Annotated in this window: 33 protein-coding genes; 9 read left to right on the top strand and 24 right to left on the bottom strand. The window is 39.4% G+C overall.

Annotated features, from left to right (window positions below; all coding sequences use genetic code 11):
• Positions 1–562: 562 nt before the first annotated feature.
• From BLU47_RS11895 to BLU47_RS11860, 8 genes are all read left to right on the top strand, one after another.
• Positions 563–1,909, top strand: coding sequence for an RNA-dependent RNA polymerase family protein (locus BLU47_RS11895; protein WP_143025560.1), 1,347 nt, complete (start codon positions 563–565; stop codon positions 1,907–1,909).
• Positions 1,910–1,943: 34 nt separating this feature from the next.
• Complete coding sequence (locus tag BLU47_RS11890) at positions 1,944–2,309, top strand: hypothetical protein (protein WP_091962980.1); 366 nt, start codon at positions 1,944–1,946, stop codon at positions 2,307–2,309.
• 27 nt (positions 2,310–2,336) lie between these two features.
• Complete coding sequence (locus tag BLU47_RS11885; protein WP_091962976.1) at positions 2,337–2,516, top strand: hypothetical protein; 180 nt, start codon at positions 2,337–2,339, stop codon at positions 2,514–2,516.
• A gap of 196 nt (positions 2,517–2,712) precedes the next feature.
• Positions 2,713–2,892: a hypothetical protein gene (locus BLU47_RS11880; protein WP_091962973.1), complete on the top strand. Its 180-nt coding sequence runs from the start codon at positions 2,713–2,715 to the stop codon at positions 2,890–2,892.
• Positions 2,893–2,895: 3 nt separating this feature from the next.
• Positions 2,896–3,276 (top strand): hypothetical protein, encoded by a 381-nt coding sequence (locus BLU47_RS11875; RefSeq protein WP_143025559.1) that lies wholly within the window; start codon positions 2,896–2,898, stop codon positions 3,274–3,276.
• Positions 3,277–3,280: 4 nt separating this feature from the next.
• Positions 3,281–3,568 carry a hypothetical protein gene (locus tag BLU47_RS11870; protein ID WP_091962968.1) on the top strand — a complete coding sequence of 96 codons (288 nt, stop codon included), beginning with the start codon at positions 3,281–3,283 and terminating at the stop codon, positions 3,566–3,568.
• A gap of 49 nt (positions 3,569–3,617) precedes the next feature.
• Entirely contained in the window at positions 3,618–4,208 is a 591-nt protein-coding gene (locus BLU47_RS11865) for a glycoside hydrolase family 19 protein (protein ID WP_091963242.1), read from the top strand.
• Positions 4,205–4,696, top strand: coding sequence for a hypothetical protein (locus BLU47_RS11860; RefSeq protein ID WP_091962966.1), 492 nt, complete (start codon positions 4,205–4,207; stop codon positions 4,694–4,696). The genes BLU47_RS11865 and BLU47_RS11860 overlap by 4 nt, the downstream gene beginning before the upstream one ends.
• Positions 4,697–4,909: 213 nt before the next feature.
• Here the strand turns inward: BLU47_RS11860 and BLU47_RS11855 are convergent, their stop codons facing one another.
• From BLU47_RS11855 to BLU47_RS11745, 24 genes are all read right to left on the bottom strand, one after another.
• Positions 4,910–5,212: a hypothetical protein gene (locus BLU47_RS11855; protein WP_091962963.1), complete on the bottom strand. Its 303-nt coding sequence runs from the start codon at positions 5,210–5,212 to the stop codon at positions 4,910–4,912.
• On the bottom strand, positions 5,209–5,532 hold the full coding sequence (locus tag BLU47_RS11850; protein ID WP_091962960.1) for a hypothetical protein: 324 nt from the start codon (positions 5,530–5,532) through the stop codon (positions 5,209–5,211). The genes BLU47_RS11855 and BLU47_RS11850 overlap by 4 nt, the downstream gene beginning before the upstream one ends.
• Positions 5,525–5,893 (bottom strand): YopX family protein, encoded by a 369-nt coding sequence (locus tag BLU47_RS11845; protein WP_176780575.1) that lies wholly within the window; start codon positions 5,891–5,893, stop codon positions 5,525–5,527. Before BLU47_RS11845 ends, BLU47_RS11850 begins: the two co-directional genes overlap by 8 nt.
• Before the next feature lie 2 nt (positions 5,894–5,895).
• On the bottom strand, positions 5,896–6,090 hold the full coding sequence (locus BLU47_RS11840; protein ID WP_091962956.1) for a hypothetical protein: 195 nt from the start codon (positions 6,088–6,090) through the stop codon (positions 5,896–5,898).
• Between the two features lie 171 nt (positions 6,091–6,261).
• Entirely contained in the window at positions 6,262–6,900 is a 639-nt protein-coding gene (locus BLU47_RS11830; protein WP_091962951.1) for a hypothetical protein, read from the bottom strand.
• A gap of 141 nt (positions 6,901–7,041) precedes the next feature.
• Positions 7,042–7,350: a hypothetical protein gene (locus BLU47_RS11825; RefSeq protein ID WP_091962948.1), complete on the bottom strand. Its 309-nt coding sequence runs from the start codon at positions 7,348–7,350 to the stop codon at positions 7,042–7,044.
• The gene (locus tag BLU47_RS11820) at positions 7,347–8,075 is read right to left on the bottom strand and encodes a hypothetical protein (RefSeq protein WP_091962946.1); all 729 of its coding nucleotides are present in this window, start codon (positions 8,073–8,075) and stop codon (positions 7,347–7,349) included. The genes BLU47_RS11825 and BLU47_RS11820 overlap by 4 nt, the downstream gene beginning before the upstream one ends.
• Before the next feature lie 219 nt (positions 8,076–8,294).
• Positions 8,295–8,720 carry a hypothetical protein gene (locus BLU47_RS11815; protein WP_091962943.1) on the bottom strand — a complete coding sequence of 142 codons (426 nt, stop codon included), beginning with the start codon at positions 8,718–8,720 and terminating at the stop codon, positions 8,295–8,297.
• Between the two features lie 7 nt (positions 8,721–8,727).
• Positions 8,728–8,886 (bottom strand): hypothetical protein, encoded by a 159-nt coding sequence (locus tag BLU47_RS14850; protein ID WP_176780574.1) that lies wholly within the window; start codon positions 8,884–8,886, stop codon positions 8,728–8,730.
• A 30-nt stretch (positions 8,887–8,916) separates the two neighbouring features.
• A complete protein-coding gene (locus BLU47_RS11810) occupies positions 8,917–9,222 on the bottom strand; it encodes a hypothetical protein (protein ID WP_091962940.1) in 306 nt (101 codons plus the stop codon).
• Positions 9,219–9,611: a hypothetical protein gene (locus BLU47_RS11805; protein WP_091962938.1), complete on the bottom strand. Its 393-nt coding sequence runs from the start codon at positions 9,609–9,611 to the stop codon at positions 9,219–9,221. Before BLU47_RS11805 ends, BLU47_RS11810 begins: the two co-directional genes overlap by 4 nt.
• Before the next feature lie 2 nt (positions 9,612–9,613).
• On the bottom strand, positions 9,614–11,347 hold the full coding sequence (locus BLU47_RS11800; protein WP_091962935.1) for a hypothetical protein: 1,734 nt from the start codon (positions 11,345–11,347) through the stop codon (positions 9,614–9,616).
• Positions 11,348–11,349: 2 nt separating this feature from the next.
• Positions 11,350–11,712, bottom strand: a complete 363-nt coding sequence (locus BLU47_RS11795; protein WP_091962933.1) for a hypothetical protein — start codon at positions 11,710–11,712, stop codon at positions 11,350–11,352.
• A 2-nt stretch (positions 11,713–11,714) separates the two neighbouring features.
• Entirely contained in the window at positions 11,715–11,972 is a 258-nt protein-coding gene (locus BLU47_RS11790) for a hypothetical protein (RefSeq protein ID WP_091962930.1), read from the bottom strand.
• Between the two features lie 12 nt (positions 11,973–11,984).
• Positions 11,985–12,137, bottom strand: coding sequence for a hypothetical protein (locus BLU47_RS14845; RefSeq protein ID WP_176780573.1), 153 nt, complete (start codon positions 12,135–12,137; stop codon positions 11,985–11,987).
• Positions 12,138–12,342: 205 nt separating this feature from the next.
• On the bottom strand, positions 12,343–12,537 hold the full coding sequence (locus BLU47_RS11785) for a hypothetical protein (RefSeq protein WP_091962928.1): 195 nt from the start codon (positions 12,535–12,537) through the stop codon (positions 12,343–12,345).
• 5 nt (positions 12,538–12,542) lie between these two features.
• Entirely contained in the window at positions 12,543–12,716 is a 174-nt protein-coding gene (locus BLU47_RS14840; protein WP_176780572.1) for a hypothetical protein, read from the bottom strand.
• Between the two features lie 341 nt (positions 12,717–13,057).
• Positions 13,058–13,789 (bottom strand): MBL fold metallo-hydrolase, encoded by a 732-nt coding sequence (locus tag BLU47_RS11775; RefSeq protein ID WP_091962922.1) that lies wholly within the window; start codon positions 13,787–13,789, stop codon positions 13,058–13,060.
• 2 nt (positions 13,790–13,791) lie between these two features.
• The gene (locus BLU47_RS11770; protein ID WP_091962919.1) at positions 13,792–14,580 is read right to left on the bottom strand and encodes a hypothetical protein; all 789 of its coding nucleotides are present in this window, start codon (positions 14,578–14,580) and stop codon (positions 13,792–13,794) included.
• Between the two features lie 13 nt (positions 14,581–14,593).
• Positions 14,594–15,187 (bottom strand): NUMOD4 domain-containing protein, encoded by a 594-nt coding sequence (locus BLU47_RS11765; RefSeq protein WP_091962916.1) that lies wholly within the window; start codon positions 15,185–15,187, stop codon positions 14,594–14,596.
• A gap of 3 nt (positions 15,188–15,190) precedes the next feature.
• Entirely contained in the window at positions 15,191–17,119 is a 1,929-nt protein-coding gene (locus tag BLU47_RS11760; RefSeq protein WP_091962914.1) for an AAA family ATPase, read from the bottom strand.
• Between the two features lie 11 nt (positions 17,120–17,130).
• A complete protein-coding gene (locus BLU47_RS11755) occupies positions 17,131–17,709 on the bottom strand; it encodes an nSTAND3 domain-containing NTPase (RefSeq protein ID WP_091962911.1) in 579 nt (192 codons plus the stop codon).
• The gene (locus BLU47_RS11750) at positions 17,697–18,368 is read right to left on the bottom strand and encodes a DUF6291 domain-containing protein (RefSeq protein ID WP_091962909.1); all 672 of its coding nucleotides are present in this window, start codon (positions 18,366–18,368) and stop codon (positions 17,697–17,699) included. Before BLU47_RS11750 ends, BLU47_RS11755 begins: the two co-directional genes overlap by 13 nt.
• A 202-nt stretch (positions 18,369–18,570) precedes the next feature.
• Entirely contained in the window at positions 18,571–18,777 is a 207-nt protein-coding gene (locus BLU47_RS11745) for a hypothetical protein (protein WP_091962906.1), read from the bottom strand.
• 170 nt (positions 18,778–18,947) lie between these two features.
• Between BLU47_RS11745 and BLU47_RS11740 the strand changes: the two genes are divergently transcribed.
• Positions 18,948–19,598, top strand: coding sequence for a S24 family peptidase (locus tag BLU47_RS11740; protein WP_091962902.1), 651 nt, complete (start codon positions 18,948–18,950; stop codon positions 19,596–19,598).
• The last annotated feature ends 105 nt before the right edge of the window (positions 19,599–19,703 follow it).

Raw genomic sequence — 19,703 nt, 5'->3', positions numbered from 1 at the left:
CGCCTAACAAAAAAAAGAGAAATGACAAAAAAGTATTAACAATTTAGAAAAATCGCCAGATTAGAAACGTTGCTCTTTGACAATTTGCACCCATAAGGAAAGTATCACGGAAAGATACATACAAGTTACGCTGACGTGTTCTAAGGTAGTTTTATACAACCTTCTTCTTCCTTGGAACGTATAGCGTTGGCGAGGAGGCATAAAGAACCTCCGAAAAGGTGACATATCGTGGAGCTCCTGATTGTTGGCAGTAACGCGAACAACGGTTCGCAATGCGGTCTTTCGTACGCGAATTCGAATAACGCTTTCTCGAACGCGAATGACAATATCGGGGCTCGCCTGAAATTCGACACTATAAAAAAATATACGGGGACGCGTCCCAAGTTACGGGCCGGTCACACGATTGAACCTGTCTCGATGGAGGGGTAACACCCGACAGAGCAAAAATAAAAGGCATTGGGTATGAAACAAAGTCCCGCTGTGCAAGTAAGCAAGGCAGTTGTGCGCCTATACCGAACGCTCGGTAGCCAAAAGTGTAGAAGGCCGTGAGAAATTATCATGTATGATGGAAGAAAAGGAACTGACATATAGTAAGCGTGGAAAGAACCGCAAGGTACGCATAGAACAGGTGTGGCAGATGTACAACCTGATAGAGGCAGACCGTGAGGCTCGCAAGCGCAAAGGAGGTCACAAGGGTGTCCGTCTCTTCGACAAGGAACGTGACAAGAACCTTGACAACCTTCAGAAGATGCTAATGACAGGAACTTATCATACATCGCCTGGACAGGAAGTAGAGCAGTGGTGTCCTTGTGGAAAGATGCGCCGGCTTCATAAGTTGCCGTATTTCCCAGACCATATAGAACACCATGCACTGATGCGTGTCATCATGCCGATATTGATGCGACACTACTACTACGACAGCAGTGCCTCAATAGAGGGCAAGGGAATGCACTTCGCCGCCCGTCGCACAGAAAAGTGGATAGACAAGCACAAGAAAGCAGGAAGACTTTACTATTCCAAACTTGATTTTGTGAAGTACTACCATAACATCGACCAAGTGAAATGCTATAACCGCATAGCACGTAAGTTCGGCAATAAAGGCATAAGATATCTTCTATGGGAGATTATCTCCGCCTGCGAGAGAGGACTCGGCATAGGATTATACCCCATACAGCCGATAGCCAATTTCTACAGTTGCGACTTATGCCGTGAGACAGCATCCCGATTTGATGTATTCATTGAGATATACTGTGATGATGTCGTGGTGATGGGAACTTCAAAGAAAGAGGTTTGGAAGGCTGTCAACTTCATCAGGCACTATGCCGCTGACGTGATGTGCCAACCATTGCATGAAAACATAGGGGTGCAGATAATCGACAGCCGTCACGGGCTCGACTTCGTAGGTTATGTGTTCTTTATAGAACATATCCAACTGCGCAAGCGGATGAAGAAAAAGTTCAAGCGTAAGATGGCACGACTCATGGAGCCTTTACATAAGTACAGGGTAGCCGCAAGCTACAAAGGGTGGTTGCAACACTGCAATGGATTTAATCTATGGTGTAAAGTAATGAATATGAAATCTTTCAAGGATTTGCAAATACCGGAATATGAGAAGCGTGATGCCAACGGCAAGCGCATACTGCAAGGAACGAGGACGGCGATAGACACCATCGCTAATGAGCCACTTGAGTTTCTTGATGTGGAGCTTGGCTTGCAATCCAAGTTTGGTAAGCCTGCCGCCTGGATACAGGTGAGGAATGCGCAAGGGAAGATGCTTAAATTCATGACAAGCGGGCCGAGGCTGCTTCAGATATTCCAGTATGTCTTTGAGCATGACGCACTGCCTTTCCGCGGGAAGATAGTGAACAGGAACGCTTCGGGCTATCCCGACTACGACATATCAGATTAAATTGATTTCTTACAAATTTATAGGAGGTTTTATTATGAGAAAATCGGAATTTGACTTACAGCCTTCGTTAATTGCACATGAAGGCACTCAGGTACGCATCAACTTCGATGTTGAGGAGGTAGAGAAAGAGTATCCATCAATGGGTGGAGAGGAAACCATCAAGCGGAAGATATGGGAAGCCTATGTGGTACGTCTTGATGCACCTCTTACCCGCAGCAGGATTGTTGATGCAATTGTCACAGCAGGCTATCCCAATGATGTGATGCAGGCAGTCCAGAACAACTACCTCGCTAACCCAGAAGACGAGGATGCCAAGGCTGAGATGGATGATATGCAAGCATGGAGAGTGAAAGCCAAGCTGGTTGCTGACGAGGTAATGTCTGCTGTTTCGGCAGAATAGTAATTAACAATTTAAATTTATCAGACTATGGAGGATTTTTGGATTAATGTAGGAATCGTAGCAGCAGTGATATGGATTATAGGATTCATCCCTGCCTACAAGAAGATTAAGAAGTGGGGCAAGAGCACCTTTGAGACCATCTGGTACACTATCTTCTGGCCTGTGCTAATCCCATTGTATCTCATTCATAAGATACACAACAGCTAAGTGTTGTCAGAAAGAGGAACGGCTGACGGAAAAGTGTCGGCTGTTCCTTCTTTGTCACATTTTGCAAATTGTACGCACTTTTTCGTGAAAAGATATACGATTATCGAATAAAAAGATTATCTTTGTAGCGGAATATACTTTCTACTTTAGTAGAAAAGCGAGAAGGATAACATTTTTAACTAAAGATTGTAGGATTATGGAAACAGTTTGGATTATCGTAGGTATTCTTTACCTTGTAAGCATCGTATTAGCCTATCAGGTTATCAAGGGATGGGGTAAGAGCAAGTTCGAGACGATTTGGTATAGTATTTTCTGGCCTGTGTTGATACCATTGTACATGATACATGTGTGGCACAACAGGAAGAAGGAGGAGTAGAGAGTGGAACAGGCTATCATCAATGAGATAATAGCAGCCTTAGTCGCTGCCGTTGTGATGTACGTGGGCTTCATCAACAACCTGCGTACTGATGTTCGGCTTCTGAAAGAGAAGTCGAAGTCTATGGACGAGAAATGTAAGGAGATGACCGACGAGGTAGCCCAGCAGATGCACCTTAACACCATCCTTGAGGAAAAGGTCAAGAAGATGGAAACGCGACAGGAATCTCACTCGAAGAAATACGACGAGCTGTTGAATACTATCAACGAGCTAAAGATTGAAATGGTTAAGCAGTTCTCACGGCTTACATCGGAACTCAACAGTTTCAATAGTATGGTAGAGGCATCAGACAAGGGGGTGAAGATAAAGAAGAACAAGAAGTAAGACCATGGGAGAGCAAATCAAGAACACAGGAAACGAGATTGTGAGCCGTTGGCGGAACAAGATGCCTAAGTTCTTCAAGTGGGTCTTTGGTGTAGCCGCTTTCATCGGCGGTCTTGCCATAGCCATCAATGAAGGTATGATAGCCGCAGGAGCACAGCCCCATGAGTGGTGGCTTGACATCTACCCCTACTTGGTAGGAACAAGTGCCGGAGCAGCCTTCTGTGCCAAGTTCACGCAGACATATCCCGACAAGGAGAGCCGTAACACCATATTGGATAAAGACGATAACTAAATAACATCAACCTATTATGATAATTAATCAGTCACAGTTATTAAGAGCAGTGCCAAAAACCAATAAGACAAGGGCCTTGGAGCTCGTGAAGGTGTTTAACGAATGGGCTGAACGTTTTGGCATCAACACACCACTAAGGACAGCTCATGCGCTCGCTCAATTCTTCCATGAAAGTAATGCCCTCAATGCCGTTGAAGAGAATCTGAATTACTCTGCCGATGGCTTATTAAAGGTTTTCCCGAAATATTTTAATAAGGAGAACGTAAAAGACTATGCACGTCAGCCAGAGAAGATCGCCAATAGAGTCTACGCAAATCGCATGGGTAATGGAGATGAAAAGAGTGGTGATGGATGGAAATATCGTGGACGTGGTATAGTGCAGATAACTGGCAAGTCCAACGTTATAGCCTATGAGAAAAGCGGATTCTGCAATGGAAAGGTAAGCGAACATCCCGAATGGCTTGCACAGAGTCCTGGCGCTTATAAGAGTGCGATGTGGTTTTGGTACGCCAATGGTTGTAATCAGCTTGCAGATAGGGATGATGCGATAGCCGTAACAAAGCGTATCAATGGCGGTACAAATGGACTTAGCGAAAGAATGTACTATCTTAGAAGATTTAAACGAGAATTTGGACTATGATTACACAAAGGAGTTATTCATATTGGTTCTTGAAAACCTACGGGAGGGATGGTTACTATAACAACGGCTGTTCCGGACCTATGATAGCCATGATGATACTCTTGCTCTTCCTCTTATGCGGATGCAAGAGCGTTCAGTATATCCCCGTGGAAACGGTGAAAACGGAGTATGTTACCAAGACGGACACGTTCATTCAAAAAGACTCGGTTCTCGTCAAGGACTCCGTTTTCATTCACTCAAAAGGTGATACGGTATGGTATGAGAAATGGCATACCAAATATATAGACCGATGGAAAGAGCGTGTCGTAGTGGACTCGTTTATCAAGACTGATTCCATCCGTACCCCATATCCAGTCGAGAGGAATCTCAACAAATGGGAGCAGTTCTGCCTTGATTTCGGAAAGGTAACAACAGGCGTAACCATCGCCGTCATCATTGCGGCTATCGTGATGATGATTAGATGGATAAGGAGAAAAATAATTTCATGAATTGTGTGTTTTTAGCATTAACGGCATACAGAGGTATGTAAACGTTCATTTTTATGTATTTGTTTTAGTAATAGTTTTTTCATGTATTTGTTTAGTTCACTTTTGGATAGCCCGTGAGCGCAGTCTAAAAGGTTGAATGGATTTAGGAGTTTTTAGTAATAGTTTTAGGTTTTAATAGACAACAGCCCATCCGTGAGGACAGGCTGTTTTCTTTCATAGGTTGCTGAATACTTTTATATATTCAAAAGCAAAGTCTATCGCCTTGCCAAGTTCTTTCGTGTCTGGCATTTTATAGATGGCAGGAACGTTATCATCCCTGCGATACCTATTTGCTTGCAATAGTATAGCCTGATAGTGGCGCATCTGTGTCTTGCTGACATACTTCGTCGGTGTGTCACATTGTTGTCCGCACTCATGAATATCTGCAAAGCGGAACGGGCAACTTCCGTATCCGTAGGTGTCCTCTCCGTAAAACCAGCAGCATTCGCCGCAGTATTTCTCTTCTTTCTCTTTCATAACTTTTCTATTCTTTTGGTTAAATCACTCAATACAGGAAGAAGTGCTTTTATCTTCTGCCTCTTTTCTTCGTTATTCTTGGAAATGTCGTAAGAACAGGTAAACATAATATCTTCTCTGAGTTTCCTGTTATGTCCTACACAAGTTACGCCTAATGCGTGTCCGAAGCATTCAAATTCCGCTTCGTCCCACTTTACCTTAATGCGCATCAGGTCACCTTCACGCTTTATGCTCTCTACATAGATAGGTGTTGTACAAGTGAAATGCCAATACCATATTCTATCATCCTTTCTAAGGTCTTTCAGCTTTTTGTTATTCATTATCCAAAAGTTCTTTGTTCAGAAAGTTATTGCCGATAATCTCCATATGCTCATATTCTTTATCCATAAAAGTAGAGTATATGTCTTTATAGTAGAGATACACGCCAGCGGCATCATCATCCCATATTACTTCATTGACAAGGTCCCATGCGTCTCTAAGGATGTCGCCGACAAAGATATCTTTGCCATTGCTGTCTTTTCTGCCAGTCCACAAGCCTACGCTCTCCGGCACGACCTCATAGCCTCCTACCATAACTCTCGGCTCTAAGCCTGTCTTTGTAATTTTCTGATTGTGTACCAAATCGCCGTAAACCCAACCTTTGTTACCTGTGGCATCCCAGCCGCGAAATTTCCATTCCATATTCATTTGTGTTCTTTTACCCATCGCCATATTTTATTCATTTCCTTGTCAAAGTTGGTGTCGGTAAATTGTGGATAGTTAATTTCTTTTTCGCTCAACATCATCATGTGTAAAGCGCAGATAAATCCTTCGTATAAATCTATCATCTGTTGCATTCTCGCAACTTCTTTTACTTCGTTGTCATTTAGTCTTTCCATACATATCCATATTTAAGCGTTTGTAACTAAACTTTAGCTTTTTGATGTCCAAACCATGCTTGCACATATTGGTCTTGAAGCGTTTTTTGACCTTTCGCGGTAGTCTGTATCGTTTGCCCGCAATCTTCTTGTACATCTTGCCTACTGACCTAAATTCTTTTGCTTCCATATTCATTTGCTTAAGAATTCGTAAATAACCTGAAACTCTTGTTGCGCTTTTACCATAAGAGACTCCATTTTCCAATGGGCATCGGATATGCCTTTGTCATCACGTTTGCCTCTCGCTACTACGAGGTCACTGATACACTTGTCGATTTCGGCATACAAACGGGCGATATCAGCTTTTAAGTCCTCGGTTGGTATATCTGCCCGTCTAACAATAGAAAGCGGCTCAGAACCGACGGAACTTGTCGGGTTCTCGCTATCCACGGTAGCAATAGACGTGTCGCCTCTGTCTAAGTAGAACTGATGTCTAAGAACGCGATGAATATCCCAAAGGATGTCCGCAGTATCGTCATAGTGTATTCCGTTGAGCGTTTGCCTATCAAGTCCCCAGAAACGTTTCTTGATGTCGTTGGCTATCTTCTCCGCTTCGTGGCGCATATTATACCAGCCACCATCCCATTCCTTGTGCATACTATCTCCTGCGTGTAGTAACGCCCTTTTCTCCCAGGCTTCCTCAAAGAGGTCTTGAAAGGCATTGTCTTGCCCTTGTATTAGCCGTGTGAACTGGTCACAGGCATACGACAGTAGTTTCGCCTGACGCTCTGTTAGTTCAAGCGTGTAGATGTGTTTGTTTTCTTTGCTCATAATTCATTATCCTCTACTACCCTTACAAGTTCTCCATCATCTTTCTCTACAAGGTGTGTGATACGAAACATTCCTTCTTCATCATAGAAAGATACTTCTCCATTAGAAGCTACCATAACCACCTTATTATCTGCAAAAGGCTTAAATTTTCTTATGAGGTCTTTGTACTTTATCTTGTATCTCATTTCTCATTGCTTTTCTAAAGTTATCAATAAACTCATTATCAATCCAGCCAGCTATGCCATTGTCTTCAGTCTTTACCTCATTACAATGTAAGTCAAGATACTCACAAGCCTTTTCAATCACTTCTTCCCTTGCAATCTCCACAGCCTTTCTTGCTTCATTTGGTGTTAGCCAAGGATTGTAAACTGATGGTGGGGCTTTTTGTGGTTCAAATTCATTGCTACAATTCCTTGTGTAGTCCTGTATAAATTCTTCTGCTTTACTCATAGTTCTATTTCTTTTGGAAGTTCAACATCTAACCAATAAACAATATCTGGAATATTCCAATCACCTTTGTCATAGGTCTTAGGCGTATAGTGCTCTACCTGTCCTGTGGTAACACTCTTGCCATCCCATCCTTTAGGGTCTGGTCTATGACCAAATCCAACTCTATAAGTAGGATATTCCTCATCATGGATATTGTGCTGTGCATTATACTTAATCAAGGCTATAACCTCTCTGTCATACTCTGGCAAATCCTCTCCATCGGCAGGTTTCCAAAGATTTGATTTCTGCCAGTTAGTGAAATGTTCAGCCAACGCAAGCATATCACTCTTGTCCATCGAATAAATATAGTCCTTCTCTTCAATACCAAACCTATCAAGTTGTTCTGTGTCAATAGTAAAATAGTCTTTGATATACTTGTTGAGTTCTGTTTTCAAGTCCTCGCTTACAGGCTCTTCTTCTGGCAAATCATCTACATCTACCAACTCTGGCTCTTTGCCATAGATAAGTTCATCAACAATCCTGTCATGCTCTTCCTGTGAGATACCGAGGCTTTCAGCGGCAGTTTTTGCATTAAGTATGTCTTTCAGTACTTTGGGTGCGACAGGCTCTTCTTGCAAAGCTTTTACAGCCATGCCAATAGCTTCTATTCTCTGTTCATCAAGCCAACAGTGACCACCGTTTGGATAGAGTTGCTGTAAGAATTTTATTGCTTCTTTGTTTGTCATACGCTTACTTTCTTAATATATAACTTGCTGCTATGATTGCACTGCTTAGAATTGTTGCGTGCATTATTATTGCTATGTATATCATATCCATACGCTATTCTCCTTTCTGTGCTTTATTTCTTATACATCCCTCATAAGGTGATACATAACATTCATTATCTTTCTCGTGATACCAAAAACATTTAGTCGGTTTAAGACATTTATCTTCTGTTTCCACCTTCATGCCTCTTCTCCTTTCTGCTTTGTTTTTTCTCCAATAATACTTATAGCCTCACGCAGTATTTGCTTTTCTGAATCAGAAAATCCCATAAGCGTACCCTTATCGAAAGTCAGTTCAACCATATTATATCCGAATAGTGGTGCTGGGCTTCCCTTTCCATATCCTGCACAGTCACCATTATCGTCAAAGTTACAATACATCCAACCCAAGATAGCAGGAGCCATAATAGGGTCAAACAATTCAAGAACGATACAAGGATTGTGATATACTCCATGAGTGCCTCCTTTTTCTTCTGTCATACGTTCATAGAGCTTTCGGCATTCAGTATAGTCAAAACTGTCACCTATATTCATTTCTTTGAATACTTTCCTCATATACGAGGTCTTCTGCTCGTCAGTCATTGACTGCCATTTCTCTTTATCCATAATCTATCTATTCAGCTTTATTATATTCTAATCCAAAACAAAAACGCAACATAAACCTCTTAAACCAACTAATAGGTATATATACTGGTATTCTACTTTTTGTGGCTTTATGCTCAATGTATGCCACAGGTTTTTCTACTTTAATCGTTGTTTCCGTTGCTTTCATAACTGTTCCATAATTATAATGTTTCTTTTTTTATTTGTTTACTTCTACAAAGTATACCGTATTACCGTCTTTCCTATAAGGAGCCATACAGTAGCCTATATGTCTTTTGTTTATCTTTCCACAATAGTCAGTAAAGACACATAAGTTCTCGATATTTCCTGTATCAGGCTTTCTTATACAACAGCCTATGTCAAATTTGCCCAGTGGCTTACCTCCAGCACTTGTTACTCTATATAATGGCTGTTTACTTGCATCCATTACTTTGTATGTTTTGCCATTATAGGTAAACACTTCACCTATCTTTCTTTCTGGTATAGGATAACTAAATTTTTTCATACTACAATTTCTTTTTCAATCCCACAAAGTCTTAATGCGTGCTGGAGTTGATGCACATATTTGCATTCGCACGGAATGTTATCACAATTTATACGCAACCTCCACCCGTCTTCATCATAGTTATCAAGATGAATGGGTTCTAACGATTCTTCTTTCCACATATAGAAATCAGTGTAATTTATAAACCCATTCTTTTCAAGAATCTCTGGTGTTATGGGTATTGGCTTCACTTCTGACTGTCTAAAAATCAAAATCAAATCATCAGAATAAACACCTATCTTAATTTCATCATCCATAATCCGTCTAATTTCAGCGACTTTTAGTTGCTTTGATGGAGTCCAATAAGTACATTCCACCCAATCACCAATCATCAATTCGTTTGCTTTCATAACTATTCCTCCCTTAATTTCTTTAATTGCTCTTTCATAATTTCGAGAGTATAAACTTCTTCTGTGTTAGTTGGAGAGACACCCGAATAGCAATTAATTGCATGTTCAAGTGCTTTCATCTGCTCATCACTCGGTTTCCAAATGTATCTTTCTTTGAGAGATTTAAACCAATTAATTGCATTCTCTTCATCAATTTCCTTAACCCATTCGTTATTTAGGATATGCTGAATAATTCCATAATAGTATTCATCCTCTTTACTCCACTCAGCTTTTCTTAAATCTTCTCTCATATTATGAGTAGATGGATAAAAGGCATTGTGATAGAGGTCTGAAAGGAATGCGTCTGCTCTACCAATCTTCTTCCCTAATTGACTATTTTTATCGACACCACTTGCATAGTCTCTAAGTAGTGAAATCGCATCAAGAAACAATTTGCCCATTTCTTCACTTCTCTGTTTTGTGGTTGTGCAATTCACTTTACAACCAACTCTATCTTTGATGGAATTGAGCCAGTTTGCATACTTACTATAAACAGATATTTCATTTGGTGTTGCCTTATTCATAATTGCATCTAATTCATCAATAAGACCAATAAGCATTCTTCTGTCTTCCTCACTCCAAGCAGGATTTGGTTGCACTCTTTCTTTAAGATTATTAATCCAAGTAGACATAGACTGTAATCTTGATATTGGGTAGGTTATCTGACACCTGAGAGCATAGTCTATATCATGTGCCATAATATCGTCCTCTTCACTCCAAGCAGGCTTCTGCTCTACAAGTTTCCAGTCATCTTGTTCTTTAATATAATTAACGAAGTGGGTTATTACTTCGCGAAAACCCTCTTTGGTGGCAGAGAATCTATCTCCACTACTTAACTTTCCCCATATATTCTCTATCTCACCCTCTAAGGTGTCAGAAGGATTATCATACGGGAACTCTCCCTCTATGGGAGTCTTCTTCTGCTCAATCTTCTTCAACTCTTTCTTCTCAGCATCCCATTCATAGCCTGCTTCGTGCATCTTCTTAAATAATAGGTCACGCTGTTCTTTGGTTGCTGGTTTGCAGTTTGTTGCCCTACCAATGAAATGATATATACCTTCTCTAAAACCGTCTTCAGAATCATAAGAAAAATAGCATTTTGTATTACCCTTTTCATCTATGCCTTTGAATATAAAAGTTTCATGGCTTGCTGTAGATGAAGTAAAAAGCACATCACCATCCTTTGCATCTTGGATAGTCCAGATATGGGCATTATGTTCACAAGAGAAGGGGATGCCTTGTTCTGTGTCTAAGAGATAAGCGTCATTAGTAAGTTCAACTACTTTGCCCATACAATAATCACTTACAAGGAAATCACCAACATTAAACTTATGTTCAACCTCATTAGCAGGCTTCTGCTTACCTTGCTTTTCAAGTTCGTGCTTTGTATCACATACACCTTTGAGATAAGCATCATCTACATCTTTCTTGGTAAAAGTTTGACCTTGCTTTTCAAGCCAAGCAAGAACCTTTTCTTTTGAAACACCTCTATTAGAACAATATTGGTCTTGCAAAACTTGAATCACCGCTTCAATAAGAAGTTTCCTTATCCTCTCACCCTCGCTCTCTGCGTACTTTTCTTCTATATCCTTTATGGCTTCTATTATATTACCAACAGGAACACCATTCGTTGCAAGTTGTCTAAGTGCTTGCTTGATAGTGCTAATAGCATCTTTGTTTTTCTTTTCGTAGTCCATAGTCACAACATTTTAAGTTCGTGTAATTTCTCAATCATAGCCACGCAAGCATCAACAGGATTGTCTGCATAGGTTATATCATAATCGTTCCAGCAACTATACCTAATTTTATTGAGAGAGTCAGGGGTACTTATGTTAGTTCCTTTTGGCAAAACACCAAGCAAACTTGCAAGACTCCAAGCACAAACATTGTTCTTGTTAAGTCTAAGTTGACCATCTTTGTCATAGCCATCTTCAAACCAATTTATACGATGATACTTTTGTAGTTCATCGTAATCCCAAAAGCAATCCGCACTTTCAAGCGTAAGTATCTCTGCCAACTTACGACTTTGCTCAATGGTCGTGTATGCTCTAATTGTTGCCATAGTTAATCGTTCCAATTTATTATTCCATGTGTACTATAATTTGCTTTAGTCTCTGCAATGGTCATAGGAGGATTGCTTCTTCTACCATTTCCACTATAATGTACAATCTTAACACTTGCGTCAATGTCAATACTCATTTTAAGAGCCAAGCAAGGTTCTTCGTATTTTTCCAAAAGAGCAAGAACATCATCGTGTATTTTTTGTGCAAGATTTTGTTTCATTTCTTGCATTACCTCGTTATTTTCTGTAATTGTTGCCATAGTTATTCAAATTCATTTTGTTCTAATACCAGCACCTTCAAGGTAAGCACAATATAAAGCATCGCGAACTACATTAGATTTTATAAAGTCAGGTAGTTGCTCTGTACGCAGTTCTGCATATTCTTTTGCTTTTGCTTGTATCACCAATTGTTCTTCTTGTGTCATAGCCTTATTCATTTAATAGTTCTTTTTCAACCACTTTCTTACCGACTTACATCTACTACCAGCGTTTGTGTCACATGGAATATTGTACAAAGTACAACCGTATTCACACTTTTCTTCACTATCATTAGGCGTTAGAACTGTCTGATATACAACCTTTGTTCTAACACATTTATTACAAATATCGCATGGAAATGTACTCATAACCTTATTTCTTTAGTTGTCCAACCAATGCTATTAACTCGTTACATATTTCCTCGCAGTCCGAAAGCTTGTATTCTTCAAGAATACACTCAACTTCATCAAGCACATAGTTTGCACCTGCTTTTACTGCTTGGGATGTCTGAACAGGAAGGTACTTGTCCTGTGCATACTCTGTCGCAAATTCTTTGATACTCTTCATACGCTTTACCTATTAAATGCTACCGTAAACTTCTCATACTTCAATGTAGGGTATTTGCTTACCACAAGGCTATGCACCTTCTTCTCTGTAAGAATCTTACCAAAGTCCCACATGAACTTTAATGTGCCGTAGTACTTAGTGCCACCTGACACCATTACGTCAATGCTTATCTCTTTCATCGCTGTCGGGTTTATATGTTAAACTTTACTCCAAAATTAATAAAATACTATGAATAAAGTATTAAGAATAATAATTAATTAATAATAATTTATTAGAATTAAGTATTATTTATAATTATGGTTCTGTTGTTGCCGCCGTATCATCATTAAGTGTTCATTGACATCAGGGACGTAGATATTGTGCTCGTCGTTATATTCCATTATCTGTGTTTGAAATACTCGGTATTTAAGTTTTATACTAAACATTATGTCGTCCAAACACTTGCCAGTAAGAATCTCTTTTACTTTGTCGTCTTGTATAACGGCAACAAAATAGACTTTATTAATTATTTTCTGCTGTTTCATAAGAGAGTTAAGTTTGTTTTCTTTTGGGCTATATAAACGGCTCTACCTGTTATCTTCTGAATCTTATCTATTAGAGGTTTCCTCTCTGAACTATTATCTCTTGAACCGTGCAGTAGTATTATCCCTTTTGTTTCTGACAAATCATTTGCTATGAGGGTACTCATACACCTATCATCGGACATATGGCTCTCGGTGATACGTTTTGCTACGGTAGGATGAATAATCCCGTTCTTCACGTTACTCTTTAAGATTTCTTTGGAGTAATTACATTCTATCATATAATAGTTAACTCTTGGAAAGGTATATCTTAGATAGTAAGTATCAGTTGCAAAGACAATTCTATTTCCATCGGGGCAATCAATTAAGAAGCCACAAGGGTCTACTGCGTCGTGCTGCGTTTTAAAAGGCATAACAAGGAAATCTCCAAAGCGATGCAGACTTAGCAGCCTCATTTCTCTTCTAAACGTTTTGTCTATACCAATAGCGTCAAGTGTTCCTTTTGTGGAACATATTTTTAATGCGTTTGAGGCGTATTGCTTGGCGAATCTCGCGTGGTCTCCGTGTTCGTGGGATATAAGTACAGCTTTTACTTTACTTATGTTAAAATTCAGTATCTTTTCACACTCCAAGAGTGGGCAACCACATTCTATTATGATTGCCTCGCTCTCGTTGTGCAAAACATAACCGTTAGCTTTGGAGCCTGAATCGATTATATCAAGTGTCATCATCCTTACTTAAAGAGTTCAGGGGTTTCGGATGCGCCCATCGGCTTTGCAGCCTTTGGCTTTTCTTCTTCTTTCGGTTCTTCTTTCTTCTCGGGTTCTGCGACAGAAGCATCATGTTCTTTTGGTTCCTCTACGGTTGTAGGGATAACAATCTGCTCTGTGTTAGCGTTCTGCTCGGCTTCTTGTGCAGCATCTGTTGGCATTTCGACAATCTCCTCTAATTCATCCGAAATATCCTCTACCTCCTCGCGAGTCTGGAAGCCCATCATCACACCGGGGTCAGTAGTGCGGATAAACCATGAAGCCGCACGATAGCGGAGCATAAGGTCGGGAATATTCTTCCATTTAGGATTCTGATTGTACCAGCCTTCTGCTTTTGCCATTGCAATAGTGATAATGGGTCCTTCGACAAGTTCGCCAGTGGCTTTCTCTATTGCATAGGCTTGCATACCGTAAGTATCCTTGCCCACATCTCCGACTGTCTTGTACTTGATAGCCGTATACTTGCCCGTTGCATTAAAGCAGGCGATAGCAAACTTAGCTTCAAATGTCGGCACGTTGTGTACGATAACGAGATTCTGAAAAACCATTAACGGGTCGGCACCCATTCTTGATGCAATATTAAGACCGATAATACAGTTACCTATATTACCCTGATACTGTTTCGGCACAAGAGTTGATTGAGCAAAAACTGCCGCCATTCTTTGGCCTAACTCAAATGCCTCTTTTGATGCAAAGAGATTAATCTTTGCTACTTGGCTCTGTTCTTGAACCACTAATTGATTTTCTTCCATAATACTGTAGTTTTTAAATGTTATTTACTAATGACCAACGATAACCGCCAGCCGTCTTTGTTTGTCCTTGTAAATTGTGATAGATAGCAAAAATAGATATTCCTGCGAATTTCGCAGCATCTTTTAAGAGGTCAAATTGTGCAACTTCATTTCCTTCTAAGTCGCAACACTTTACAGGCCTTGACTTCGCTAAAGCAATATTCTTCTTAGCTTGTTCTGAACAAGGCCAATGCTTTTTCACTAAACCTTTTTGGCTTAATGATTGATGCTTCAAAGTAAGAGGATTATTAGAATTCTCTTTAGGGGTAACCCAACGAAGATTATCTACTTTGTTATTTGTCATGTTAGTATCTATATGGTCTACGTATGGTTTGTTTTCAGGGTTAGGAATAAATGCCTCCGCTACTAGAGTGTGAACTAATTTTTGCTTCTGTACTCCATTAGAACATAGGCATACTACATTGTAACGCTTAGTATTGATAACTTTAAGCATTCTCCCTTTATAGGTTTTATTGCCTATCTTCTTATCCATAGACCTTACTCTACCAATACTAGATACTTGATAGAATCCTTCATAGCCTACTACGTCTTTCCATTCTTCTTTCATATGTTAATTATTTAATGTAAGTGTAGCATTTGCTACGTGTTCAAGCGATATAACTTGATTATCGACTTTCAGCAAGTCGGCTACCGACTCGCGGAAGTCTACCCACACAGGAGCCTCTATTCCGTATGCTTTGCCGATACTTGATACAATATCCACTCCGAGGTTTATCTTGTCGGCAGCGTTAGTAGAGTTATAATCTACTCCATTATGTAAGCATTCGCATACCTCAGAATAGTTTTCGTCAGTTATATTCTTCTTAAAGAATTTCCAGCGTGCTATCTGAAAGAACCCGTTAATTTTGCTTTCAATAGCACTTATCTTGGATTTCTTGTACTCCATTATCTGATAAAGAGTATTATCACAGTCGGCAACTATCTGAGCAAGTTCCTCGGCTCGTTTGTTAAGTTTCTCTTTTTCCTCTTCAATGCGTCGGTTGGTTTCTTCTCCGGCAAGTATCTTGGTAAGAGCGTCTTTAGTTTCCGTAAGTTCTTTCTTCTTATCTCTTAGTGATTGCTTATCACCGTTATCTGTAGAGGAAGGGACTTTATTTTCAACTGTTGAAAGTTCGCTCTTTAACTTAGAAATATTGCTATCGTCCTCTATTTTCTTCGCTTTAATTGCTTCAAGTTCCTTTTTCTTTTCATCTAAGGCGGTTTGTTTGGACGCTAACAGCGTTTCGGCTTGCGGTAATATAATTTGTTTACCTTCGTTATAAGAACCCGTGAGAGCCGTTATTTGCTGTTTTATCATTCCGGCCTCTTCTAAGAGTTTCTTTAACTTCTCCGACTTATCGGCGTTAAAGTGCTCTATTGCCGCATTTCCTTTCGCAATCTTCTCTTCTTTGGTAAAGACGTGTCCGCATACAGGGCAAGCGGTAAGAGTTTCGGCGGTGTAAACTGTGAGATTAACTTTCTCCCATTCTTCTTTCTTCTTGTCAAACTCCTCTTCTAAGGATTTAATATTAGTTGCTTTCTTTACTTGCTCTTCAACAATAGTTTCTTTACTCTTTAATGCGCTATCATACTCGGATTGTGCATTGGAGAGAGCTTTGGTGGCTTCCTCTCGCTCTTTATCGTAATTGATGCGCCAAGACTTTTCAGCTTCCGCTATCTTAGCGGTGATGGATTGAATTTCCTCTCTATGTTTCTTTGCGGCTTCTAACTCCTCGTTACTACCTTCAAGTTGACGGTCAATATCGGCAATCTGCTGTTCAATAACGCCCTTTTCTTTCTTCTTAGCTTCGAAATCCTCATTTATTTTAAGTCTGTCCTGTGCATCTATCTGGCTCGGAACGGTCTTTAACTCGTCATTAGAACGCTTCTTAGTAGAGAGAACTTGTTTCTGTAATTCTTCTATATTCTTCTTCTCTACATTTATAGCCTTCATAATAGCAGGGTAGGGCTTCATTAATTCTTGCTCATTTACTTCTCCGGCCATACTGATAAGCATCTTACGGCGGTCGTCGGCTTTAAGTTGCATAAAAGTATTGATATTAGAGAGAAGAATCCATTTCTCTAAATCACATATCCCGTTCAGTTTTGCTTCAAACTCTTTCTTATTAAAAGGAATCTCGTTGAAGAATTGCTTCTGCTCCGTTCCGTCAAAAGTTTCATTCGGCATTCCTTTTGCTTTCCATTTCTCTGTAAGGGTTCTCTTTAGAATGACTTCATAGCTATCATCAATGAGTAGAGTCATTTCTACCGATGTTTCTATCTTGTGGACTATTTCATTGTCCTGGTCCAAAGTCTGAACCGTTTCGTTAGGTTCGATAGTCTTACCTGTAAGACACCAGTAATATGCCTTATAGATAGTTGTCTTACCCGAGCCGTTAGCTCCTTGAATAGTGGAGTCTTTGCCCTCAAAATTCAACTTTAAGAACCGAATGCCTTTAAAGTTGTTAATCGCGATTGATTGTAATTTGATTCTTGTCATTGTTGTACTTGTTATATGTTAAACTTACCTCTTAAACTCTCTCCATTAAATGCTACTACTTTGCAACATCCGTTGATTCTATCAATAGTTCTTGTGGAATATTTCTTTTCAAGCTGTATCTGTGTTAAATTTGATGTTATGATAATCATCTTCTTTTTTCTTTCTACTTCGTCCATAACCTTTGCAAATACATTTATCTTCTCTCCGTAGTCATTAGCCGTGTCCTCTACTCCTATATCATCTATACAGAGAATCTTTGGGTACATTACCTCTGACTTATGTTGATTTATCTCGCTGGCAAGGAATATCTCATATCCGAAACCTTGCTCCTTAAAGAACCAGGGCAGTATTTTTGTCGCTATAACGCTCTTGCCTCTGCCGTTGGAACCAATAAGGAATAATCCTCTGCCTTTTGTGTCCTCTAACCAATCAGCAACTTTTTGATACTCTGGCAACCACTGAGCGTGTTCACCACAGAAATATTTAAAGCCGTTTAGAATCCGCTTCTTTGCGTTGAGAACTTTAAACTCCACCGGCATTATTGCCGTGCCATCCTTTATTTGCTGATATATAGTACTTATTGTTTCCATTCAAACCCCTCCTTCTGTATTTTGCCAGTGTTTATGCCGTTATTCTGATTCTTTAATGCGAATAAGCCTGCCCAGTTATTACCAATACTTTGTTCTACAATCTCAGCAGCTTCATCAGGGTTGTCGTTGCTTAAACTCTTTAATTTTCTGAATGCTGTTTGAAGTGAATCTTGTGTTTTATATTTCTCTCCACGACCTTTCTTGTAATCCAGCCACCTATTGAACAAAACTCTAAATGGTTCCTCTAGGAATGAGAAATCAAATTTTTCATAACCTTTAGGTTTATTATATATATCATTATCATTTATCATTTTATCATTATAAGGTTTCTCTGGGTTGTTTTGGGTTTCCGTAACAGAACCCAAAGAACCCAGTGGGTTTTCTGGGTTATCACTGGGTTTTATCTGGGTTTTAGGTCTGCCTCCACGTAACCCATTGGCTTTATTTCTCTGACAGATAGCTTCGTATTTAGCAAAATCTTTATCAATGAGAGGTTTAGCCATATTTACAAACCCCATAGCAACAACGGGTATTCCGTCTATACTCCTTTCAAAAGCATATTGCATAATACTATCATATATTTGCAACCTTAACTCATTTGGCATGTTACGAAATGTTTCCCACCAGTTTCTATAGAAGATATAACTATCCCTTTTCATACGCGTACCTTATTAATACATAGCACCCCAATAACGGATGATCTCTTCTCCGAGGTACACAGGTCTGCCATTACACTTGCGACGTTCGCAATGTATGTGGTTAAGTTGCGTATGCCTCCAAAGGGTTTTCGGGTCTATACCAAGAGCAAGTGCTGTTTCTTTTGCACTATACTTGCCTTGCTTCTTCACATTTGGCATTTCACTAACCATTTGCCATACCTCCCATATTTTCGTCACTCCGCCGTTTTACAACTCTTCGGATGATTTTATAGATAGTATCCGGGCTTGCAATAGAGAATTTTTCTCTTGTAGCCTTATTCGCTTCTCCTTTAAGCATTCCTTTTGCAATACAATCGCCATAGAACTGAATCACGGCACGATAATACTCCATTTTACTTTTATAAACCATATTTAACTACCTTTTAATATATTAAATCATAAATTACTATTAAATTTGCACCAACGAAATGATGCAAGTGATTAAATTTCACTCCAAAATTAATAAATTACTATCAAAGTTAATAATAAATAGAGAATAATATAATAATAATTAAGTACTATTAATAGAATTTTAGAATTATGACAGACGAACAGACAAGAGCATTCATGGACAGACTTAGCAAGTTTGCAAGTGCTAACAATACTACTATTAACGGTATAACAGCTATTATAGGAAAATCTAACTCTTATTTCCGTAATACGTTTCAGCAAGGTGGTTACATAAGAAGAGAGGTGTGGGATGAAATTAAAGAAAAGATAGATGCACAAGTTAATCCAGAGTGGATAGAAAAAGGAATAGGCGAAATGAGGATTCCTTTAAAGCCGGATATTTCTGGTGTGTTGATACCTCTGCTTCCTGTAAAAGCAATAGGAGGGACGCTCAGTGAATTTGAAGATTCGGTTATGGAGTATGATTGCGAGAAAATCATATCCCCTGTCAAAGAAGCAACTTTAGCAATTACTATTTCTGGAGACTCTATGTCACCTGAATTTCCTAACGGAAGTAAAGTTTTTCTAAAGAAAATAAACGATAAGGCTTTTATTGATTGGGGACATACATTCGTCCTTGACACAGTAAACGGCATTATCATTAAGAACGTCTTTCCGTGTACTATTGACGAAAAGCAGGTAGTATGCCATTCTATTAATCCTAACTATCCTGATTTTAATGTCTTTAAAGTTGATATAAGGGGGTGGTATAAGGTGCTTGCAGTTATTGCTCTAAAATAGAGAATTTTCTAATAAACTTGCAAATTTCTCTCAGTGTTAGATTTTATGTTTTTGTAAATAACTGAAGATGATATAATTACATTCTATACTGTACATTTGCAAAAA

The organism is Prevotella sp. tc2-28, from assembly GCF_900107705.1.
Lineage (GTDB): Bacteria > Bacteroidota > Bacteroidia > Bacteroidales > Bacteroidaceae > Prevotella.
The sequence above is the reverse complement of the archived record's forward strand: the minus strand, read 5'-3'. Positions and strand labels throughout refer to the sequence as shown.

Excerpts from the sequence above, each read along its gene's own strand:
- BLU47_RS11895 (WP_143025560.1), top strand. The coding sequence starts at position 563 with ATGATGGAAGAAAAGGAACTGACATATAGTAAGCGTGGAAAGAACCGC.
- BLU47_RS11890 (WP_091962980.1), top strand. The coding sequence starts at position 1,944 with ATGAGAAAATCGGAATTTGACTTACAGCCTTCGTTAATTGCACATGAA.
- BLU47_RS11885 (WP_091962976.1), top strand. The coding sequence starts at position 2,337 with ATGGAGGATTTTTGGATTAATGTAGGAATCGTAGCAGCAGTGATATGG.
- BLU47_RS11880 (WP_091962973.1), top strand. The coding sequence starts at position 2,713 with ATGGAAACAGTTTGGATTATCGTAGGTATTCTTTACCTTGTAAGCATC.
- BLU47_RS11870 (WP_091962968.1), top strand. The coding sequence starts at position 3,281 with ATGGGAGAGCAAATCAAGAACACAGGAAACGAGATTGTGAGCCGTTGG.
- BLU47_RS11860 (WP_091962966.1), top strand. The coding sequence starts at position 4,205 with ATGATTACACAAAGGAGTTATTCATATTGGTTCTTGAAAACCTACGGG.
- BLU47_RS11855 (WP_091962963.1), bottom strand. The coding sequence starts at position 5,212 with ATGAAAGAGAAAGAAGAGAAATACTGCGGCGAATGCTGCTGGTTTTAC.
- BLU47_RS11850 (WP_091962960.1), bottom strand. The coding sequence starts at position 5,532 with ATGAATAACAAAAAGCTGAAAGACCTTAGAAAGGATGATAGAATATGG.
- BLU47_RS11845 (WP_176780575.1), bottom strand. The coding sequence starts at position 5,893 with ATGGAATGGAAATTTCGCGGCTGGGATGCCACAGGTAACAAAGGTTGG.
- BLU47_RS11840 (WP_091962956.1), bottom strand. The coding sequence starts at position 6,090 with ATGGAAAGACTAAATGACAACGAAGTAAAAGAAGTTGCGAGAATGCAA.
- BLU47_RS11830 (WP_091962951.1), bottom strand. The coding sequence starts at position 6,900 with ATGAGCAAAGAAAACAAACACATCTACACGCTTGAACTAACAGAGCGT.
- BLU47_RS11825 (WP_091962948.1), bottom strand. The coding sequence starts at position 7,350 with ATGAGTAAAGCAGAAGAATTTATACAGGACTACACAAGGAATTGTAGC.
- BLU47_RS11820 (WP_091962946.1), bottom strand. The coding sequence starts at position 8,075 with ATGACAAACAAAGAAGCAATAAAATTCTTACAGCAACTCTATCCAAAC.
- BLU47_RS11815 (WP_091962943.1), bottom strand. The coding sequence starts at position 8,720 with ATGGATAAAGAGAAATGGCAGTCAATGACTGACGAGCAGAAGACCTCG.
- BLU47_RS14850 (WP_176780574.1), bottom strand. The coding sequence starts at position 8,886 with ATGAAAGCAACGGAAACAACGATTAAAGTAGAAAAACCTGTGGCATAC.
- BLU47_RS11810 (WP_091962940.1), bottom strand. The coding sequence starts at position 9,222 with ATGAAAAAATTTAGTTATCCTATACCAGAAAGAAAGATAGGTGAAGTG.
- BLU47_RS11805 (WP_091962938.1), bottom strand. The coding sequence starts at position 9,611 with ATGAAAGCAAACGAATTGATGATTGGTGATTGGGTGGAATGTACTTAT.
- BLU47_RS11800 (WP_091962935.1), bottom strand. The coding sequence starts at position 11,347 with ATGGACTACGAAAAGAAAAACAAAGATGCTATTAGCACTATCAAGCAA.
- BLU47_RS11795 (WP_091962933.1), bottom strand. The coding sequence starts at position 11,712 with ATGGCAACAATTAGAGCATACACGACCATTGAGCAAAGTCGTAAGTTG.
- BLU47_RS11790 (WP_091962930.1), bottom strand. The coding sequence starts at position 11,972 with ATGGCAACAATTACAGAAAATAACGAGGTAATGCAAGAAATGAAACAA.
- BLU47_RS14845 (WP_176780573.1), bottom strand. The coding sequence starts at position 12,137 with ATGACACAAGAAGAACAATTGGTGATACAAGCAAAAGCAAAAGAATAT.
- BLU47_RS11785 (WP_091962928.1), bottom strand. The coding sequence starts at position 12,537 with ATGAAGAGTATCAAAGAATTTGCGACAGAGTATGCACAGGACAAGTAC.
- BLU47_RS14840 (WP_176780572.1), bottom strand. The coding sequence starts at position 12,716 with ATGAAAGAGATAAGCATTGACGTAATGGTGTCAGGTGGCACTAAGTAC.
- BLU47_RS11775 (WP_091962922.1), bottom strand. The coding sequence starts at position 13,789 with ATGATGACACTTGATATAATCGATTCAGGCTCCAAAGCTAACGGTTAT.
- BLU47_RS11770 (WP_091962919.1), bottom strand. The coding sequence starts at position 14,580 with ATGGAAGAAAATCAATTAGTGGTTCAAGAACAGAGCCAAGTAGCAAAG.
- BLU47_RS11765 (WP_091962916.1), bottom strand. The coding sequence starts at position 15,187 with ATGAAAGAAGAATGGAAAGACGTAGTAGGCTATGAAGGATTCTATCAA.
- BLU47_RS11760 (WP_091962914.1), bottom strand. The coding sequence starts at position 17,119 with ATGACAAGAATCAAATTACAATCAATCGCGATTAACAACTTTAAAGGC.
- BLU47_RS11755 (WP_091962911.1), bottom strand. The coding sequence starts at position 17,709 with ATGGAAACAATAAGTACTATATATCAGCAAATAAAGGATGGCACGGCA.
- BLU47_RS11750 (WP_091962909.1), bottom strand. The coding sequence starts at position 18,368 with ATGAAAAGGGATAGTTATATCTTCTATAGAAACTGGTGGGAAACATTT.
- BLU47_RS11745 (WP_091962906.1), bottom strand. The coding sequence starts at position 18,777 with ATGGTTTATAAAAGTAAAATGGAGTATTATCGTGCCGTGATTCAGTTC.
- BLU47_RS11740 (WP_091962902.1), top strand. The coding sequence starts at position 18,948 with ATGACAGACGAACAGACAAGAGCATTCATGGACAGACTTAGCAAGTTT.